Below are 17,015 nucleotides of genomic sequence, written 5' to 3' on the forward strand. Positions count from 1 at the left end.
CAAACGCCATTCACAGCCGCGCCCGACCGCGCTTCACAGCCCTGCGGGAGATCATGTCCGCCATGGAGACGACGGCCGCGGGGCGGCCCCTGACGTGCCTGCTGACGACCTGGGGCGTGACCCGGCTCGCGCTGCTGCTCTTCGTCTTCAAGGTGTTCCTCTTCCCCGGCCCGGACGTCACCAGCGACATCTCCGTCACCTACCAGGGCTGGTACGAGGTGCTGAGCGGCGGCACGTTCCCGGCCGCCGACGTCACCTGGCAGTACCCGCCCGCCGCCGCGCTCGCGATCCTCTCCCCCGGTCTGCTGCCCTTCCTCGACTACGCGTCGGCCTTCTTCGTCCTGGCCTTCCTCGCCGACCTGGCCGTCCTCATGCTGCTGCTGAACACGGGCCTGCGCCCCGGGCGGTCGCCGCGCGGCGCCTGGATGTGGGTGGCGGGCGTGCCCCTGCTCGGTCCCACCGTCTACTCCCGCTACGACGTGATGGTGACGGCGGTCGCGGTCGCCGCGCTGGTCGCCGGCGTCCGGCGGCCCCGGGTGATGGGCGCGCTGACGGGTCTCGCGGTGCTGCTGAAGGTGTGGCCCGTACTGCTGCTGGCGGGCGCCGTGCGCAAGCGGGCCTGGGGCGCGGCGGCGCTGACCGTCGGCGCGCTGGCCGCGCTGTTCGCCCTGGCCATGCCCGGCGCCTTCGCCTTCCTGACCTTCCAGCGCGACCGGGGCACCGAGGTGGAGTCACTGGGCGCGCTCGCCCTGCATGTGGCCCGGCAGTTCGGCTGGCGGGGCCAGGTGCTGCTCCACTACGGCTCCCTGGAGTTCCTCGGCCCGTACGTCGGCGTGGTGAGCGACGTGGCCCTGGGGCTGACGGCGGTCGCGTTCGGCTGGCTGCTGCTGTGGCGGCTGACGGCGAGGCGCTTCGCGCCGCAGACGCTCGCGGAGGCGGCGTTCACGGCGGTCCTGCTGTTCACCGTCACCAGCCGGGTGATCAGCCCGCAGTACCTGGTGTGGCTGATCGGCCTCGCGGCGGTCTGCCTGTGCTTCCGTGCCGGCTGTATGGCCCTGCCCGCCGTCCTGGTCCTGGCCGCGTCCTTCGTGACGGTGCTGGAGTTCCCCGTCTTCTTCGCGGACGTCGTCGCGAGCAGCCCGCTCGGCCTCACCCTCCTGTTCCTGCGCAACGGCCTGCTGATGGCCGCCGCGCTCACCGCGGCCGTACGACTGTGGCGCTCGACGGTGCCGGCGGCCGCCCCCGCTCCCCCTACCGGTCAGGCCGCCCGCACCAGCGAGCCCGCGGTCTCGCCCTGACGCCCGGGCCACGCCCGCCGCAGCACCACCCCCACCACCAGGCACTGCACCGTCATCCCGAGCGCCAGCGCCAGACACACCCCCGGCAGCCCGAGCCCCGAGAGCGCGTACGCCAGCGGCAGCTGGACGGCCGTGCCGAGCACGGTCACCCGCAGCAGCACGGGCGCGCCCCCGCTTCCCTCGAAGACCCCGCCCAGTGCGATGAACCCGGCCATGAGCAGCAGATACGGCCCGACGCAGCGCAGGAACAGCACGCCCTCACGGGCCACGGCGGGCCCGGCGCCGAAGGCGGCCATGACCCAGGGGGCCGTCGCGCACAGCAGCACGGCGGCGACGAGACCGACGCTCCCGGAGACGAGCACGGCCTGCCGCCCGATCGCCCGGCGCTCCTCCCGGCCCTCGCCCCGGGTGTGCGCGGTGTGGATGGAGGCGGCCTGGCGGACGGCGTAGAAGGCCATGGTCGCCACGTACATGACCTTGTACGCGATCGAGTAGGCGGCCACCGCCGTCACCCCGAGCCGAGCCACCACGGCGACCAGGGCGAGCGCGCCGCCCTGGCGCAGGGTGAAGTCGGCGGCCATCGGCAGCCCGGTCGTCAGGGTGCGGCGCAGCGAGGCGCCGGTGGAGAGCGTGGGCGCCACCCGGGTGGCCGCCCGCAGCACGGCGTCGCGCCGCAGGGCCGACAGTCCGGCCCCGAGCGCCACGCACCGGCACAGCACCGTGGAGACGGCGGCGCCCCGGACGCCGTGGTGATGGATGAACAGCGGGTCGCAGACCAGGATCAGACCGTTGGCGAGCAGCGCCAGACGCATCGGGGTCCTGGTGTCGCCGGCCCCCTTGAGGATGCCGTCGACGAGCTGCTGGCCGAAGAAGACGGCGATGCCCGGCATCGAGATCGCGAAGTAGGAGACGGCGAGGGGCAGGGCGGGGCCGCCGTGCCCGCCGAGGACCAGCCGGGCCAGCGGCTCACGCAGCAGGAAGCCCCCCGCCGCGACGACCGGCGTGACCACCGCGCACAGCGCCCAGCCGCCCCGCACGGCCGCGCGCAGGGCCCCCGGATCCCGGGCCCCTCTGGCGTGCGCGACCAGCACCGTCGTGCCGGAGGCGAAGACCAGCGCGACACCGAGCAGCACGTTCTCGACGTTGGTGGCGACCGCGACGGCGGCCACCGCGGGCCCGCCGAGCCGGGACACCCAGACCGTGTTGATGATCCCGGCGCCGACGGAGGCGAGGAGCGAGAAGTAGACGGGGCGGGCGAGCGATACGAGCTGTGTGCGATGACCGGCCATGACGGATCCCCCTCGAACGAACCACCTGTGAACACGCCACCTCGAAGCGAGCTACCTCTAAACGAGGTAGCTCGATAAGAGGTAGCATGGCGACATCGCGTCCGCAAGGGAGGGCCATGCTCGAGCTGTCGATCCTCGGCTTCCTGGCCGAAGAGCCGTTGCACGGCTACGAGTTGAAGGAACGGATCAAGGCGCTGACCGGCCATGTCCGTCCGGTCAGCGACGGCGCGCTCTATCCGGCGATCACCCGTCTCGTCACCGCCGGCAAGCTCGACCAGCACCGGGAGGACGGCGCGGGCGCGGCCCCCCGCCGGGTGCTCTCCCTCACCGACGAGGGCCGGGCGGACCTGCTGGAGCGTCTCCGCCACCCCCGGCAGCCGGAGATCACCGACCACGTCCGCTTCAACACGGTCCTCGCGTTCCTGCGGCACCTGCCCGACCGCCGGGAGCAGGCAGCCGTCCTGCGCCGCCGTCTGGACTTCCTCGAGACGCCCACGAGCTTCTTCTACGCCGAGGGGAAGCCCGTACGGGCGGAGGAGACCGGGGACCTGTTCCGGCAGGGCATGCTGCGGGTCGCCCGGGCGACGGGCGAGGCGGAGCGGACCTGGCTGCGCGAGGCGATCGAGCAGCTGACTCAGGCGAGCTGAGCCTTCAGGTAGCCCTGCCAGTCCGCCGTGAACTCCGCGAGAGAGGTGCCCAGCACGCTCTTCAGCGCGCCCTCCACAGCCCCCGGCCTCTTCCGGTGCTCCCCCACGGCCCGGTAGAACGCGTCCAGCTTCACCTCGCCCCACCGCTCGGCGATCATCCGGCAGGCCAGCCAGCCGCTCTCGTACGCCTGGGCCAGCCGGTCGGCGTCGCCGGAGAAGCCGAAATCGCCGTCGGCGGGCAGCGCCGCCGGGACGGTGCCGTCCGTGACGGCGTGCTGGAGCTCCGGGGCGACCTCGGCGGGGGTGCGGCCGGTGCCGCGGTAGCCCACCCAGTCGGCGTACCCCTCGGACAGCCACAGCGGGGTGGCCGCGTTGGTGTGGGCGCGCGTCGCGACATGGGTGGCCTCGTGGGTGAGGACCACCTGCCGGCCGACCCGGCCGAGCATGCCGTAGGCGTCCGGGTTGACGATGATCCGGTCCGCGGGCGTCCTGGCCCCGCCGCCCGTCTCGCCCGTGGTGACCGCGGCGATCCCCCGGTAGGAGGAGGCGGGCGAGCCGAGCAGCCCCGCCATGCCCTCCAGCGACTTCGGTACGAGGACGACGAGGTGCCCCGCCCAGCCGGTGCCCCAGGCCGCCGAGACCTCCGGGACGGCGTCGTCGGCCAGCTCGGCGAAGGAGCGCAGCCGCGCGTCGGACTGCCCGACCCCCAGCACGAGACTGTGCGCGCCCCGCACGACGCTCACCGTGCCCTGGTCCCACAGCTGCTCGCCGACTTTCGTCGCGGGCTTGTCCGAGGCCACCGACCACCGGCCGGACCCGTCACGGGTCAGGCGCAGCACGCGGGCCGTGGTCACCGGGGCCTTGTCGTAGCCGTCGACGCGGTAGCTCAGTTCGGCGTCGGCGGTGGCGGTGTCCCCGCTGCGGTGGAGCGCCGTCACGCGGTACGACCAGGCCGCCAGCGGAACGGCCCGCACCGCGGCGTACCCGGTGGCGGCGCCGGTGGCCGCGTAGGCGCCCTGGTCATGGCCGAGGACCGCGGCGGCCCGCCGGTCGAGGACCCGCTGCACGTCGGCCTTCGCGTCGTCCGCAGTGGCCCGTCCGCCGCAGCCGACCAGACAACCGAGGAGCGAGACGAGCAGCAGACAGAGCCCCAGGACCCCGGGTCCGCGCGCCCGCCCTCGACCAGCCATCCTCCCGATCGTACGGCGGCGGCCCCGCGCGGGCGCCGCTCAGGGCCGGGTGACGGACGAGACCGGCATCATCCCGACCGGGTCGTAGCGCACCGGCGCGCCCGGATAGGGGGCGTGGATGACCTGCCCGTTGCCGACGTACATGCCGACATGGCTGGCGTCGGAGCGGTAGGTGACGATGTCACCGGGCTGGGCCTGGGACAGCGGCACCCGCCGGCCCGCGTGCGCCTGGGCCTGCGAGGTGCGCGGCAGCGAGATCCCGGCCTGCGCGTACGACCACTGCACGAGGCCCGAACAGTCGAACCCGGTGGGCCCGTTGGCGCCCCAGACGTACGGCCTGCCCAGCGCGGAGCGCACGGCGGCCACGGCGGCACCCGCGCGGCCGGAGGCCGGGACGGCGCCCGAGAGGCCGGGCATGGTGTCGCGGCCGGAGCGGGAGGCCCGGTCGAAGGCGGCCCGCTCGGCGGACGGCAGGGCGTTGAGCAGCTGCCGCGCCTTGGCGAGCTTCTGTTCCACGGTCCGCTTGTGCCGCGCCACGGCCTTGCGGCTCTTCTCCAGCTCGGCGAGCTTGCCCGCGGCCTCGGCGCGCTCCTGGGTGAGTTCCCGCATGGCGCCCTGGAGCTCCCTCAGCTCGCCGGCCTGGTGGGCGGTGATCCGGTCGAGGACGGACGCCTTGGCGAGGTAGTCCTCCGGGTCGTCGGAGAACAGCAGCGCCAGGGAGGGGTCGAGACCGCCGGAGCGGTACTGGGCCCCGGCCAGCGAACCGAGCTGCTCGCGAAGGCCGTTGATGCGCTCCTGCTGCCGGGCGATGTGGTCCTGGGCCACGCCGACCTGCCCCCGCAGGGTGTCGGCGCGCTCGTCGGCCGTGTTGTAGGCCTCGGTGGCCTTCTCGGCCTCCTCGTAGAGACGGTCCACCTCGGCACGGGTGTCGTCGTGCGGAGCGGCCGTGGCCGGTACGGCGGACACGGCGCCGAGTGCGGCGGCCGCGACGGACAGCACGCTCAGGGCGCTACTGGCGCCCCGGTCGAACCCGGACTGTGCATGGCGGCGATGGGACCCCACGGGATGCCGCGCTCCTTCCGCTGGCGGACAGGGAAACGCGGCAGACAGTAGCCCCGCGGTGGGGGGTCGGCCAAAGACCTCGGCGGCAACACACAGTGACGCCCCGCCGCTGACGCAGGTCACCGGCGGGGCGTGGGGTCACTTCTCGTTGTCGTAATTCGCCCGTTCGGGCGGCGTGGTGTCCCGATCTCGGGACGGATCAGATCCGGACGCCGAACTGGAACGGCATGTTGTTGATCGACTCGTAGCGCACGACGGTGCCGGTGCGCGGGGCGTGCAGCACCTGGCCGTTGCCCGCGTAGAAGCCGACGTGGTGCTGGTCGCCGTAGAAGATGACCAGGTCGCCGACCTTGAGGGCGCTCTGCGAGTAGATGCGCGTGCCGGCGTTGGCCTGGGCCTGCGAGGTACGCGGGATGGAGACGCCGGCCTGGGCGTAGGCCCAGGAGGTCAGGCCCGAGCAGTCGTACGTGGCGGTGCCGGTGGCGCCGTACTGGTAGGGCTTGCCGAGCTGGCTCTGCGCGGCCTGGAAGGCGGCCATGGCCCGGCCGGAACCCGCCGGGGCGTCGCCGAGGTCCACGCGCTCGCCGGCGTCGCGGCTGGCGCGGTCGTCGGCGGCGGCGAGGGACGCCTGCTCCTTGGCCGTCAGCGTGTTGAGGAGCTTGCGCGCCTCGGTGAGCTTGGCCTGGACTTCCTTCTTCTTCTTGCCCAGTTCGGTGCGGGTGGTGGCGAGGTCCTTGAGCTTGGTGGAGGCCTCGCTGCGCTCCTGGGCGAGCTCGCGCTGCTTCTCCTGGATCTTCTTCAGCGCCTCGACCTGCTGGGCGCTGAGCTGGTCGGCGGCGGACGCCTTGTCCAGGTAGTCGTCCGGGTTCGAGGAGAGGAGCAGCTGGAGGGAGGGGTCTATGGACCCGGTGCGGTACTGGGCCGCGGCCGCCAGGCCCATGGAGTCGCGCAGCTCGTTGAGGTCGGCCTGACCGCGGGCGACGTTGTCCTGGATGGTGGAGATCTCCTTCTGGAGCTTCTCCTGCTTCTCCTTGGCACCGTTGTACTTCTCGGTGGCCTGCTCCGCGTCTTCGTAGAGCTTGTCGACCTTGGTCTTGACCTCGTCCTTCGTGAGCTTCTCGCTGGGCGCCGCGTTGGCGGCCTGTGAGCTCAGTACGACGGCAGCGGCGGCTGCGGTGGTCAGCACGGTCACGCGCGCGCGACTCGGCTGCTTCGGTCGACGATGGGACGCCACGGAGACGGGCTCCTTCTTTTGAGTGATCACCCGTTTGGAGATTCGAGCCCTGACCTTAGTGACCTCGCCGTGATCAGTTCAAATCCTCAGGAGAAAAAAACCCATCACGCAACGCAGTTTTTTCAATCAACTCACGTGTAGTCATGCTCGATTGACGCTACGTTGCGTGACGATCCCGCCAATTCGGGCAATAAACCTGGAACTTCGACGTTTAGGACAGTCGCTTCAGAAGTACCGCGGAAGCCACCGGTCGGGCACCCGCCTTGGCGATCCCGTCGGCCACCTCGCGATCGGTCGAGGCGACGATGACCGGCCGGCCCGGCGGCTCGGCCCGCACCAGCTGACGGATCAGCTCGTCGGCCGTGACACCCGGCCTGGAGAACAGCACCCGCACCCCGCGCGGCGGCGCGAGCAGCACCGGAGCGGCCAGTTCGGCGCCATCGAAGACACAGGTGACCTCGGCGCCGGTCTGCGCGGCGAGCTGCGAGAGCTGCCCGAGGAGCCTGAGCCGCTGCTTCTCCAACGGCATCTGCGGATAACCGGTCTTGGTGACGTTGTAGCCGTCGACGACGAGATGGGCCTGGGGCAGCGCGAGCAACTGGTCGAGAATGGCCGGATCGTTCTCCGACAGGGCGCGCGTGGCGATGTCCTTCGGGGTCATTCGTCCCGGTTCGACCGCGTCGACGGTCTCCGCCGGACGCACCGACACCGGCGGCAACGCCAGCTCCCGCCGCAGCCCTTGGGCCGCGTCGAGCACCGTGTCCAGCAGCAGCCGCACCCGCATGTCCTCGACGCTGCGGCCCTCGCGCGCCGCCCGCCGGGTGGCCTCCAGCGCCGCCTCCACCTCGCCGAGCCGCGCCTTCAGCCGCCGGGCATCGCTCTCCGCGGCCGACACCTGGGTCTGCCCCTCGGCGCGCACGGTGTCCAGCTCGCCGCGCACCTTGCGCAGCGCGGCCTCGCCCCGCTTGACGTCGCTGAGGGCCGAACGCAGCTTGCGATGGAGCGATTCCGCTTCCTTCTTCGCGGCGTCCAGTTCGGCGCGCAGCCCCTCGGTGCCGACCCGGGACTGCTCACGGACCCGGTCGAGCTCCTCGCGCAGCCGCTCCAGTTCGGCCCGGCTCTCCTCGTCGGCCCGCTCGGCGTCCGCCCGCTGGGCCTCCTCGCCGGCCGCGGTGACCAGCTTCACCCAGCCGGTGGGCCGCAGCACATAGGCCGCGGCCGCCACTTCGTGCGGGTCCGCGGCCGGGGTCGGCGAGCCGGAGTCGAGAGCGCCGGCCAGTTCCGGCTGGGCCTCTCTGAACTTCTCGGCGATGCGCTGCCGGAAGAGCGGATCGGTTTCCAGCGCGGCCGCCATCGCGTTGCCCGCGAACTTCGCCCGCCGGTTCGGTGCGAACCGGGCGTACTGCCGCAACTGAACGGGCAGTTCGCCGACGGTCAGCCCACCGAAGCCGTCGGAGACGATCTGTACGACCCTGCGCCGCACGCCGTCCGGCAGCGGACGGTCGAGCATCTCGGCGGCGCCGTCGCCCGGCCCCCCGCCTGCGCTCTCCACCATCCGTCACACCCCAATACCTGTGCGCGGCCGCCTCCCGTCAGGAGCCGGCGCCCGGCCGATCCACGAGTTCCACCTGGTCCACGGCGTTGCACCAGCGGCACCGCACCGACTCGATGGTCTCACTGACCACCTCGCGCTCCTCGACCTTCGGCTCACCGGCGAGGTCGAGGTGTACGTACTCGACGACCTTCGACGAGCGCGTCACGTCGAACCGCGTGAGGTTGCCGCAGAGCGTGCAGCGCCACCGCGTCGCGGCGGTCGGCAGGGGAACCGTCATCGTTGGCTTTCCGCTTCCTTCTAGTGTCGTGCTTCCGGTTGCCGGGGTCGGGCCGGAGGCTCCCCCGCGCGTATGGCTCGTAACCCTACGGCCTGGCGGGTACTCGCCGCCCATCCGTCCGCGGCGGCGAGGCGGTCCGGGAGAGTGCGTCCGGTTACGCCATGCTTTGTTCCCATGATCGGCAACTGGAACGGGACGGTCGGCAGGGTGGTCCGCAACCGCCCGGCGCCGGTGACCTACGCACTGATCGCCCTGTGCTGCCTGATCTTCCTGATCGGGCCCGCCTCGGGCTTCAATCCGGGGTACGGCTCCGGCGACGAGCTGCTGGCCGCGCAGCGCGCCTACTTCCGGCGCTGGGGCGTGGTGCCCGGCGAGCTCTTCGAGGGTGCGCCACGGGCCGTCCTGACCCCGGCCACGGCCCTCTTCGTCCACGGCAGCTGGGTGCACCTGCTGGGCAACATGCTCTTCCTCTACGTCTTCGGGACGATGACCGAGGACCGGATGGGCCGCGTCGAGTTCACGCTCTTCTACCTCGGCTGCGGCTACCTGGCCCTGCTGGGCTACGCCGCCGCCAACGCCGAGTCGTCGCAGTCCCTGGTCGGCGCCTCCGGGGCGATCTCCGCGGTCCTCGGCGCGTTTCTGTACCTGTTCCCCCGGGCGCGGGTGACCAGTCTCCTGCCGTTCCTGTTCTTTCTGCCGCTGCGCTTTCCCGCCTGGGTCGTGCTGCCCTTCTGGGCGGCCCTCCAGTGGGTGGCGGCGGGGCGGGCCGCCCAGGGGCCGGGGGTGGCCTATCTGGCGCACCTGGTGGGCTTCGGCCTGGGGCTCCTCTACGCCTGGGCCCGTTTCGGAACCGAGCAAGGCCCGAAGGGCGGCCCCGGAAGGGCGGCGGTGGGAGACGGGCGGGCGGCTAGAGTGAAGGCCGCCCCAGCTCCGGCCCCCGAGGGAGAGAACCAGCCGTGATCACCGCGATCGTCCTCATCAAGACCAGCGTGGACCGGATTCCCGAGATCGCGGAGCGGATCGCCTCGCTGGACTCCGTCAGCGAGGTCTTCTCCGTCACCGGGACGTACGACCTGATCGCCATGGTGCGGGTGAAGGAGCACGAGGACCTGGCGGAGGTCATCCCGGGCAGCATCAGCAAGATCCCCGGGGTGGAGGGCACGGACACGCACGTCGCCTTCCGTACCTACTCGCAGCACGACCTGGAGGCGGCGTTCGCGATCGGGCTGGACTCCTGACCGACTGAACACCGCCTCCGGCGGCCCGTCGCTCAGACCGCGGGCACGCAGCGGCCGTCTTCCGTCCGGTACTGCCACTGCGCGCCCTCGCTCACCAGTTCGCGCACCGCGTTCACGAAGCGCTCCACGTGCTCGTCCGGGGTTCCCGCGCCGAAGCTGACCCGGATGGCGTTGAGGGACTTCTCGCCGGGAGCCGCCTCGGGGGCGCCGCACTCGCCCTGGGTCTGGGGGTCGCTGCCCAGCAGCGTGCGGACCAGGGGGTGGGCGCAGAAGAGGCCGTCGCGGACCCCGATGCCGTACTCGGCGGAGAGGGCGGCGGCGAAGTGGGAGCTGTTCCAGCCCTCGACGACGAAGGAGATCACGCCGACCCGCGGGGCGTCGTCGCCGAACAGGGACAGCACCCTCACCTGCGGGACCTCGGCCAGACCGGCCCGCACCTTCGCGATCAGGTACTCCTCCCGGGCGACCAGGCTGTCGAAGCCCGCCTCGGTGAGGGCCTTGCACGCCGAGGCGATGGAGTAGGCGCCGATCACGTTCGGGGAGCCGGCCTCGTGGCGGGCGGCGCTCTCGTGCCACTCCACGTCCACTCCCCCGTCCTCGCGCCGCGTGACCTTGCGGCTGGCGCCGCCGCCCGCGAGGTACGGGTCGGCCTCCACCAGCCAGTCGGCGCGGCCGGCCAGCACCCCGGAGCCGAAGGGCGCGTACAGCTTGTGACCGGAGAAGGCGACCCAGTCGACGTCGAGCTCCTGCACGGAGACCGGGTGGTGCGGGGCCAGCTGGGCCGCGTCCAGGACGATCCGGGCCCCGTGCGCGTGTGCGGCGGCCGCCAGCTCGCGTACCGGCCACAGCTCGCCGGTGACGTTCGAGGCACCGGTGACACAGACCAGGGCCGGGCCGTAGGGGTCACGGTCGGCGAGGGCCCGCTCCAGCGCCTCGACGGCCTGGCGCGGGGTGCGCGGGGCGTTGAGGTAGGTGACCCGGGCGTCCTGCCAGGGCAGCAGCGAGGCGTGGTGCTCGGTCTCGAAGACGAAGACCTGGCAGCCGGCGGGCAGGGCCCGCGCCAGCAGGTTGAGGGAGTCCGTCGTCGAGCGGGTGAAGACCAGCTGGTCGTCGGGGCGGCAGTCCAGGAACTCGGCCACCGTCCTGCGGGCGTTCTCGAAGAGGTCCGTGGACAGCTGCGAGAGGTAGCCGGCGCCCCGGTGGACGCTGCCGTAGTACGGGGCGTAGGCCGCCACGTCGTCCCAGACGCGCTGGAGGGCGGGGGCGCTGGCCGCGTAGTCGAGCGCCGCGTAGCTGACCTCGCCGCCCGTCACGAGCGGGACCGTGACATCCCGGCCGAGAACGGGCAGCGGTGCACAAACGGTACGGGCGGTGGCAGCGGTGGAGACAGACATGGCGAACTCCCGTGAGAGGCAAGGGGGAACCACCGTGCGAGCGGGCATGGCTCGAGCACGGGGGAAGGTGAAAGGGGTATGCGGAGGCGGGGCTCTACGCCCTATCGCATTCGCTTGCTCACGGAAGGCTCCCTCGAACGACCAGGACCCCTGGCGGTACTCACTCAGAAGAGTGCGAGGGGTCCGCGCTTGCCGTAGACCTCGCTGCCTACGGCCTGGTCTTCACCCGGGGCACCCCGCCACGGACGGAGGGTTGCCGGACAGTCGGCCGGGGCCTCATGACTGTCACTCATGACCTGACACAGGAACGTACGTGAAGTGATCGCCGTCCCGCAACCCGTGTCCGGATCGCGGGACGGCCATCAGCGGTGAGGCGTCACGCGTTGGTGGCGGCGACCCAGCGGTCCAGCGCCCGCTTGGCCGCACCCGAGTCGATCGACTCGGCCGCCTTGTCCATGCCGACGCGCAGTTGCTCGGCAAGGGTGCCGGAGCCCGGCTCCAGGGCCACCAGGGCTGCCGCCGAGTTCAGCAGCACGGCGTCCCGCACCGGGCCGGACTCGCCCTCCAGGAGACGGCGGGCGACCTCCGCGTTGTACGACGGGTCGCCGCCCCGCAGGGCCTCGACCGGGACCAGCTCGAGCCCGACGTCACGCGGGTCGAAGGTCTCCTCGGTGACCTTGCCGTCACGGACGACCCACACATGGGACGTGGCCGTCGTGGTCAGCTCGTCGAGACCGTCGTCGCCCCGGAAGACCAGGGACGAGTTGCCGCGCTCGGCGAAGACGCCGGCGACGACCGGCGCCATCCGCGGGTCCGCGACCCCGACCGCCTGGGCCCGTACCTTGGCGGGGTTGGTCAGCGGGCCGAGCACGTTGAACACCGTGCGGATGCCCAACTGGCCGCGCGCGGCGCCCACATGACGCAGCGCCGGGTGGAACTTGATCGCGAAGCAGAAGGTGATCCCGGCCTCCTGGGCCACCTCGGCAACGCGCCGCGGGGTCAGCTCCAGATTGACGCCGAGCTTCTCCAGGACGTCCGAGGCGCCGGACGCGGAGGACGCGGCCCGGTTGCCGTGCTTGACGACCGTGGCACCCGTGCCGGCCACGACGATCGCGGACATCGTGGAGATGTTGACCGTCTTCGCGCCGTCGCCGCCCGTGCCGACGATGTCGACGGTCGGGCCGGGCACCTCGATCAGGTTGGCGTGCTCGTACATCGCCCGGACGAGCCCGTTGATCTCCGCGACGGTCTCGCCCTTGGCCCGCAGCGCCACCACGAACCCGGCGATCTGCGCGTCGGTGGCCTCGCCGCGCATGATCCGGTCCAGCGCCCAGAACGTGGCGTCGGCGTCCTGGTCGCGACCGTACAGCAGGCCGTTCAGCACCTCGGGCCAGGAACGGCCCGCCGCGGTGTCGCCTCCAGCGGGGGTCACAGCGCTCATAGCCGCTCCTGCGTGTGTCGTCGTGTGCGTCGTGTGTCGTCGTGCGCCTCATGACAAGGTGCACCCCACCCTATCCAGCCCGTGGGCACGGCAAAGGGCCCCGTCCGAAGACCGGACGAGGCCCTTTCCCGTGGCGTGGCGACGCCTCAGCGATCAGTGGTGGCCGTGGCCGCTCGTGATCTCCTTGTACTCCTCCGCGGTGGGCTTCGGAATCTGCTGGTCCTCACCGAAGTACGCCCCGCTGATCTTGGCGCGGAGCTTCTCCTTGCCCTTCACCTTGCGCTCGACGCCGTTCTCGTCGACGGCGGCGCCGATCGCGGCCGGCTCGTACTGCTCGTGCGCCGTGAGGGTGTGCAGCTGCTCCTGGCTGAGCGGCTCGTGGATCTCGATGAACTCACCGTGCGGCAGGCGCTTGATGGTGCCGGTCTCGCGACCGTGCAGCACCTTGTCCCGGTCCCGGCGCTGGAGGCCGAGGCAGATCCGCTTGGTGACGATGTACGCGATGACCGGTCCGGCGATGAAGAAGATCCGGACGAACCAGGTGATCGAGTTGATCGACAGGTGGAGGTGGGTGGCCCACAGGTCGTTGCCACCGCCGACCAGCATGATCATGTACATCGTGACCCAGGCGACGCCCAGCGCGGTGCGCGTCGGGGCGTTGCGCGGCCGGTCCAGGATGTGGTGCTCGCGCTTGTCGCCCGTGACCCACGACTCGATGAAGGGGTAGAGCGCGAGGATCGCGAGCAGAACACCGAACAGGACCAGCGGGATGAACACACCCAGGACCAGGGTGTGGCCCCAGATGTTGACCTCCCAGCCCGGCATGAAGCGGATCAGGCCCTCGGCGAAGCCCATGTACCAGTCGGGCTGGGCACCGGTGGACACCTGGTCCGGACGGTAGGGGCCCATGGCCCAGATCGGGTTGATCTGGGCGATGCCCGCGATGACCGCGATCACACCGAAGACCAGGAAGAAGAAGCCTCCGGCCTTGGCCATGTACACCGGCAGCAGCGGCATGCCGACGACGTTCTTGTTGCTCTTTCCGGGGCCCGCGAACTGCGTGTGCTTGTGGTAGAAGACCAGGATCAGGTGGCCGACCACCAGGCCGAGCATGATGCCCGGCAGCAGCAGGATGTGGATCGAGTAGAACCGCGCCACGAAGTCGTGGCCCGGGAACTCCCCGCCGAACAGGAACATCGAGATGTACGTGCCGACGATCGGCATCGACAGGATCGCGCCCTGGGTGAAGCGGACACCGGTGCCGGAGAGCAGGTCGTCCGGGAGCGAGTAACCGGTGAAACCGGTGAACATGCCCAGGACGAACAACAGGAAGCCGAACAGCCAGTTGACCTCACGGGGCTTGCGGAACGCGCCCGTGAAGAACACCCGCATCATGTGCACGAACATGCCGGCGAGGAAGATCAGCGCCGCCCAGTGGTGGATCTGCCGGATGAGCAGACCGCCGCGCACGTCGAAGGAGATGTGCAGGGTCGAGCTGAACGCCTCGGACATCAGCTGTCCCTGGAGCGGGACGTAGCTGCCGTGGTACTCCACCTCGTTCATCGACGGGTGGAAGAACAGCGTCAGGTACACACCCGTGAGGATGATGATGATGAAGCTGTAGAGGCAGATCTCACCCAGCATGAACGACCAGTGGTCGGGGAAGATCTTGCGCATGTTGGCCTTGGCCAGGGAGTAGATCCCCAGCCGGCCGTCGGCCCAGTCGGCGATCCGCTCGCCGGCCGGCGCCTTCCCGCGTTCACGGGACTCGTTGCTCTCGGTGTTTACGTTCGTGCTCATCCGCGCTCCCAGAAAGCAGGACCGACGGGCTCTTCGAAGTCGCCGAGCGCCTCGAGATAGCCCTCGTCGTTCACACCGATGCGCAGCTGCGGCAGGGCGTGGCCGGCGGGGCCGAAGATCACTCGGGCACCGTCGGAGAGGTCGAAGGTGGACTGGTGGCAGGGGCACAGCACGTGGTGCGTCTGCTGCTCGTACAGCGAGATCGGGCAACCGACGTGGGTGCAGATCTTCGAGTACGCCACGATGCCCTGGTAGGACCAGTCGAGTTCCTGCTTGTCCTTGATGTTGTCCGGCTGGAGCCGGACGATCATCAGGGCCGCCTTGGCGATCTCGTTCTGGAACTCCTCGTCGTGCTCCTCCAGGCCCTCGGGCTTGGCGAAGGTGAGCGAACCGACGGCGACGTCCGAGGGACGCAGCGGCTCGTTCGTGTTCATGTTGACGAGCAGCTTGCCCTTGGCCCACAGCGTGTGACGCAGCTTGTCCTCGGGCAGCGGGCCGAGGTCGCGCAGCAGCACGACACCGGACAGCGGCACCAGGGTGAGCGCGCCGAACATCGTGTTGCGGATCAGCTTGCGACGGCCGAGCGCGGACTCCTTGGCACCCTGCTTGAAGTCCGCGTGGACCTTCGCACGGACCTCGGGGGGCGCGGCGATCGCGTGCCGCTCGTCGGCGACCTCCACGTCGGACATCAGGGTGCGGGCCCAGTGGACCGCGCCGGCGCCGATGGTGAACAGCGCCGTGCCCAGCGTCAGACCCAGCGCGAAGTTCAGCGCGCTGAGGTGGCCGATCGGGAACACGAAGATCGACTTGTCGGCGGGGATCGCCACGTACGCGGCGATGAAGCCGACCGTGGCGAGCATCGACAGCGTGAACAGGAAGGCGACCGCACGCTCGGACCGCTTGGCGGCCCGCTCGTCGATGTCCTGGACGCGGTGCTCGTGGGGCGGCAGCCCCGGGTCGGCGAACGGGTTCTGCTCGTCCGCGATGCCTACGGCGCTGCCGTGTGCGTGGTCCTGCTCAGCGGGCAGGTTCTCTTCTGGAATGTCTTGGCTACTCATGACTTCTTGGCCTTTGCGGTCCGAGCGGCGACCCAGACGGCGACCGCGATCAGGGCACCGAGACCGAAGATCCAGGCGAACAGGCCCTCACTGACCGGCCCGAGGCCGCCCAGCTCCAGACCACCGGGGTTGTTCGTCTCGTCGCTGTTGACCGCGTGCAGGTACGCGATGATGTCCTTCTTGTTCTGCTCCGACAGGGTGGTGTCGGGGAAGGAAGGCATGTTCTGCGGGCCGGTCTGCATGGCCTCGTAGATGTGCTTCGGGTCCACGCCCTCGAGGGTCGGGGCGTACTTGCCCTTGGTGAGGGCACCGCCCTTGCCGGTGAAGTTGTGGCACTGCGCGCAGTTGGTGCGGAACAGCTCGCCACCCTTGGCGATGTCCGCGCCCTCCGGGCCGTACTCGGCGTCGGTCGGGACGGACGGGCCGGCGCCCAGGGAGGAGATGAACGCGGCGAGCTGGTCGATCTCGGCCTGCGTGTAGATGACCTTCTTCGCGGGCACCTGGGCGCCCTGCGAGGTAGCCGCGGGCATACGCCCGGTGCCGACCTGGAAGTCGACGGCCGCGGCGCCCACGCCGACCAGGCTCGGGCCGTCGGAGGTCCCCTGACCGCCGGTGCCGTGGCAGCTTGCGCAGCCAACGGCGTAGAGCTTCTTGCCCTCGTCGATGGCGAGGGACTGGGCGGTGTCGTCTGCCTGTGCCTTGCTCGCGGGCGCGAACGCGGCGTACAGCCCCCCGGTAGCCGCCAGCGCGAGGAGTAGGACGACGAGCGCCGCCAGCGGATGGCGTCGTCGTACGGAGAGCTTTTTCACGGATTACCCCGGTGTCAGGATCTTCTGCGTCGATGCTTGGGATGTGCGGGAGCGAGCGTGCCCGGCTACTTGATCATGTAGATCGTGGCGAAGAGGCCGATCCAGACGACGTCGACGAAGTGCCAGTAGTAGGACACGACGATGGCCGCGGTCGCCTGCTCGTGGGTGAACCTCTTGGCCGCGTAGGTGCGCCCGAGGACGAACAGGAAGGCGATGAGGCCGCCCGTCACGTGCATGCCGTGGAAGCCGGTGGTCAGGTAGAACACCGAGCCGTACGGGTCGGAGGAGAGCGAGAGCCCGTCCTTCTTCACCAGCTCCGTGTACTCGAAGATCTGACCGCCGATGAAGATCGCACCCATGATGAAGGTGACGATGAACCACATCCTGAGCTTCTTCACGTCACCGCGCTCGGCGGCGAAGACGCCGAGCTGGCAGGTGAGGGAGGAGAGCACCAGGATCGTGGTGTTGGTGGCCGAGAACGGGAAGTTCAGGGCCTCGGCCATTTCCTTCCAGTGATCAGGACCCGTCACCGATCGCAGGGTGAAGTACATCGCGAAGAGGGCCGCGAAGAACATCAGCTCGGAGCTCAGCCAGATGATGGTTCCGACGCTGGTGAGGTTCGGCCGATTGACCGACGGGTGCGCGTGCCCGGTTTCTACTGTCGTTGCTGTCGCCACGACCGACATTATGTCGGTCCCTTATCCCGCCCTCACTCCGGGGGGT

The 17,015-nt window shown here is 70.7% G+C and carries 16 protein-coding genes and 1 riboswitch; of the genes, 4 read left to right on the forward strand and 12 right to left on the reverse strand.

Translation table 11 applies throughout. The features are described 5' to 3' along the window. The first annotated feature begins 62 nt into the window (after positions 1–62). Complete coding sequence (locus G9272_RS13255; RefSeq protein ID WP_171396772.1) at positions 63–1,298, forward strand: glycosyltransferase family 87 protein; 1,236 nt, start codon at positions 63–65, stop codon at positions 1,296–1,298. Here the strand turns inward: G9272_RS13255 and G9272_RS13260 are convergent. After that, positions 1,259–2,587, reverse strand: coding sequence for an MATE family efflux transporter (locus G9272_RS13260; protein ID WP_171396773.1), 1,329 nt, complete (start codon positions 2,585–2,587; stop codon positions 1,259–1,261). The genes G9272_RS13255 and G9272_RS13260 overlap by 40 nt on opposite strands. A gap of 116 nt (positions 2,588–2,703) precedes the next feature. Between G9272_RS13260 and G9272_RS13265 the strand changes: the two genes are divergently transcribed. After that, positions 2,704–3,234, forward strand: coding sequence for a PadR family transcriptional regulator (locus G9272_RS13265; RefSeq protein WP_171396774.1), 531 nt, complete (start codon positions 2,704–2,706; stop codon positions 3,232–3,234). Here G9272_RS13265 and G9272_RS13270 read toward each other — a convergent pair. The 5 genes from G9272_RS13270 to G9272_RS13290 all read right to left on the reverse strand — a co-directional run bounded on the left by G9272_RS13270 (position 3,222) and on the right by G9272_RS13290 (position 8,552). Further along, on the reverse strand, positions 3,222–4,424 hold the full coding sequence (locus G9272_RS13270; RefSeq protein ID WP_171396775.1) for a hypothetical protein: 1,203 nt from the start codon (positions 4,422–4,424) through the stop codon (positions 3,222–3,224). The genes G9272_RS13265 and G9272_RS13270 overlap by 13 nt on opposite strands. Before the next feature lie 39 nt (positions 4,425–4,463). Continuing rightward, on the reverse strand, positions 4,464–5,486 hold the full coding sequence (locus tag G9272_RS13275; protein ID WP_171396776.1) for a C40 family peptidase: 1,023 nt from the start codon (positions 5,484–5,486) through the stop codon (positions 4,464–4,466). Between the two features lie 199 nt (positions 5,487–5,685). Further along, positions 5,686–6,720 carry a C40 family peptidase gene (locus G9272_RS13280; protein WP_171396777.1) on the reverse strand — a complete coding sequence of 345 codons (1,035 nt, stop codon included), beginning with the start codon at positions 6,718–6,720 and terminating at the stop codon, positions 5,686–5,688. 211 nt (positions 6,721–6,931) lie between these two features. After that, on the reverse strand, positions 6,932–8,275 hold the full coding sequence (locus G9272_RS13285; RefSeq protein WP_171396778.1) for an NYN domain-containing protein: 1,344 nt from the start codon (positions 8,273–8,275) through the stop codon (positions 6,932–6,934). A gap of 37 nt (positions 8,276–8,312) precedes the next feature. Next, positions 8,313–8,552 carry a hypothetical protein gene (locus tag G9272_RS13290; protein ID WP_020129990.1) on the reverse strand — a complete coding sequence of 80 codons (240 nt, stop codon included), beginning with the start codon at positions 8,550–8,552 and terminating at the stop codon, positions 8,313–8,315. 174 nt (positions 8,553–8,726) lie between these two features. Between G9272_RS13290 and G9272_RS13295 the strand changes: the two genes are divergently transcribed. After that, positions 8,727–9,512: a rhomboid family intramembrane serine protease gene (locus tag G9272_RS13295; protein ID WP_171396779.1), complete on the forward strand. Its 786-nt coding sequence runs from the start codon at positions 8,727–8,729 to the stop codon at positions 9,510–9,512. Continuing rightward, positions 9,509–9,790 (forward strand): Lrp/AsnC family transcriptional regulator, encoded by a 282-nt coding sequence (locus tag G9272_RS13300; protein ID WP_020129992.1) that lies wholly within the window; start codon positions 9,509–9,511, stop codon positions 9,788–9,790. The genes G9272_RS13295 and G9272_RS13300 overlap by 4 nt, the downstream gene beginning before the upstream one ends. A 32-nt stretch (positions 9,791–9,822) precedes the next feature. Here G9272_RS13300 and G9272_RS13305 read toward each other — a convergent pair whose 3' ends face one another. The 6 genes from G9272_RS13305 to ctaE all read right to left on the reverse strand — a co-directional run bounded on the left by G9272_RS13305 (position 9,823) and on the right by ctaE (position 16,978). Further along, positions 9,823–11,184: an aminotransferase class V-fold PLP-dependent enzyme gene (locus G9272_RS13305; protein WP_171396780.1), complete on the reverse strand. Its 1,362-nt coding sequence runs from the start codon at positions 11,182–11,184 to the stop codon at positions 9,823–9,825. 180 nt (positions 11,185–11,364) lie between these two features. Next, positions 11,365–11,481: riboswitch (SAM riboswitch) on the reverse strand. 79 nt (positions 11,482–11,560) lie between these two features. Next, positions 11,561–12,625, reverse strand: a complete 1,065-nt coding sequence (gene trpD, locus G9272_RS13310) for an anthranilate phosphoribosyltransferase (RefSeq protein ID WP_171396781.1) — start codon at positions 12,623–12,625, stop codon at positions 11,561–11,563. Between the two features lie 153 nt (positions 12,626–12,778). Continuing rightward, positions 12,779–14,425 carry a cytochrome bc1 complex cytochrome b subunit gene (gene qcrB / locus G9272_RS13315; RefSeq protein ID WP_171396782.1) on the reverse strand — a complete coding sequence of 549 codons (1,647 nt, stop codon included), beginning with the start codon at positions 14,423–14,425 and terminating at the stop codon, positions 12,779–12,781. Beyond that, positions 14,422–15,483 (reverse strand): cytochrome bc1 complex Rieske iron-sulfur subunit, encoded by a 1,062-nt coding sequence (gene qcrA, locus G9272_RS13320; protein ID WP_171396783.1) that lies wholly within the window; start codon positions 15,481–15,483, stop codon positions 14,422–14,424. Before qcrA ends, qcrB begins: the two co-directional genes overlap by 4 nt. Then, positions 15,480–16,292 (reverse strand): cytochrome bc1 complex diheme cytochrome c subunit, encoded by an 813-nt coding sequence (gene qcrC / locus G9272_RS13325; protein ID WP_171396784.1) that lies wholly within the window; start codon positions 16,290–16,292, stop codon positions 15,480–15,482. The genes qcrA and qcrC overlap by 4 nt, the downstream gene beginning before the upstream one ends. A gap of 65 nt (positions 16,293–16,357) precedes the next feature. Continuing rightward, the gene (ctaE, locus tag G9272_RS13330; protein ID WP_020129998.1) at positions 16,358–16,978 is read right to left on the reverse strand and encodes an aa3-type cytochrome oxidase subunit III; all 621 of its coding nucleotides are present in this window, start codon (positions 16,976–16,978) and stop codon (positions 16,358–16,360) included. Positions 16,979–17,015: the final 37 nt, after the last annotated feature.

It is taken from the genome of Streptomyces asoensis (assembly GCF_013085465.1).
GTDB classification, from domain to species: domain Bacteria; phylum Actinomycetota; class Actinomycetes; order Streptomycetales; family Streptomycetaceae; genus Streptomyces; species Streptomyces cacaoi_A.

Coding starts and splice junctions, on each gene's coding strand:
- G9272_RS13260 (WP_171396773.1), bottom strand. CDS start 2,587: ATGGCCGGTCATCGCACACAGCTCGTATCGCTCGCCCGCCCCGTCTAC.
- qcrA (WP_171396783.1), bottom strand. CDS start 15,483: ATGAGTAGCCAAGACATTCCAGAAGAGAACCTGCCCGCTGAGCAGGAC.
- trpD (WP_171396781.1), bottom strand. CDS start 12,625: ATGAGCGCTGTGACCCCCGCTGGAGGCGACACCGCGGCGGGCCGTTCC.
- G9272_RS13295 (WP_171396779.1), top strand. CDS start 8,727: ATGATCGGCAACTGGAACGGGACGGTCGGCAGGGTGGTCCGCAACCGC.
- G9272_RS13285 (WP_171396778.1), bottom strand. CDS start 8,275: ATGGTGGAGAGCGCAGGCGGGGGGCCGGGCGACGGCGCCGCCGAGATG.
- G9272_RS13265 (WP_171396774.1), top strand. CDS start 2,704: ATGCTCGAGCTGTCGATCCTCGGCTTCCTGGCCGAAGAGCCGTTGCAC.
- ctaE (WP_020129998.1), bottom strand. CDS start 16,978: ATGTCGGTCGTGGCGACAGCAACGACAGTAGAAACCGGGCACGCGCAC.
- G9272_RS13255 (WP_171396772.1), top strand. CDS start 63: ATGGAGACGACGGCCGCGGGGCGGCCCCTGACGTGCCTGCTGACGACC.
- G9272_RS13305 (WP_171396780.1), bottom strand. CDS start 11,184: ATGTCTGTCTCCACCGCTGCCACCGCCCGTACCGTTTGTGCACCGCTG.
- G9272_RS13270 (WP_171396775.1), bottom strand. CDS start 4,424: ATGGCTGGTCGAGGGCGGGCGCGCGGACCCGGGGTCCTGGGGCTCTGT.
- G9272_RS13290 (WP_020129990.1), bottom strand. CDS start 8,552: ATGACGGTTCCCCTGCCGACCGCCGCGACGCGGTGGCGCTGCACGCTC.
- qcrB (WP_171396782.1), bottom strand. CDS start 14,425: ATGAGCACGAACGTAAACACCGAGAGCAACGAGTCCCGTGAACGCGGG.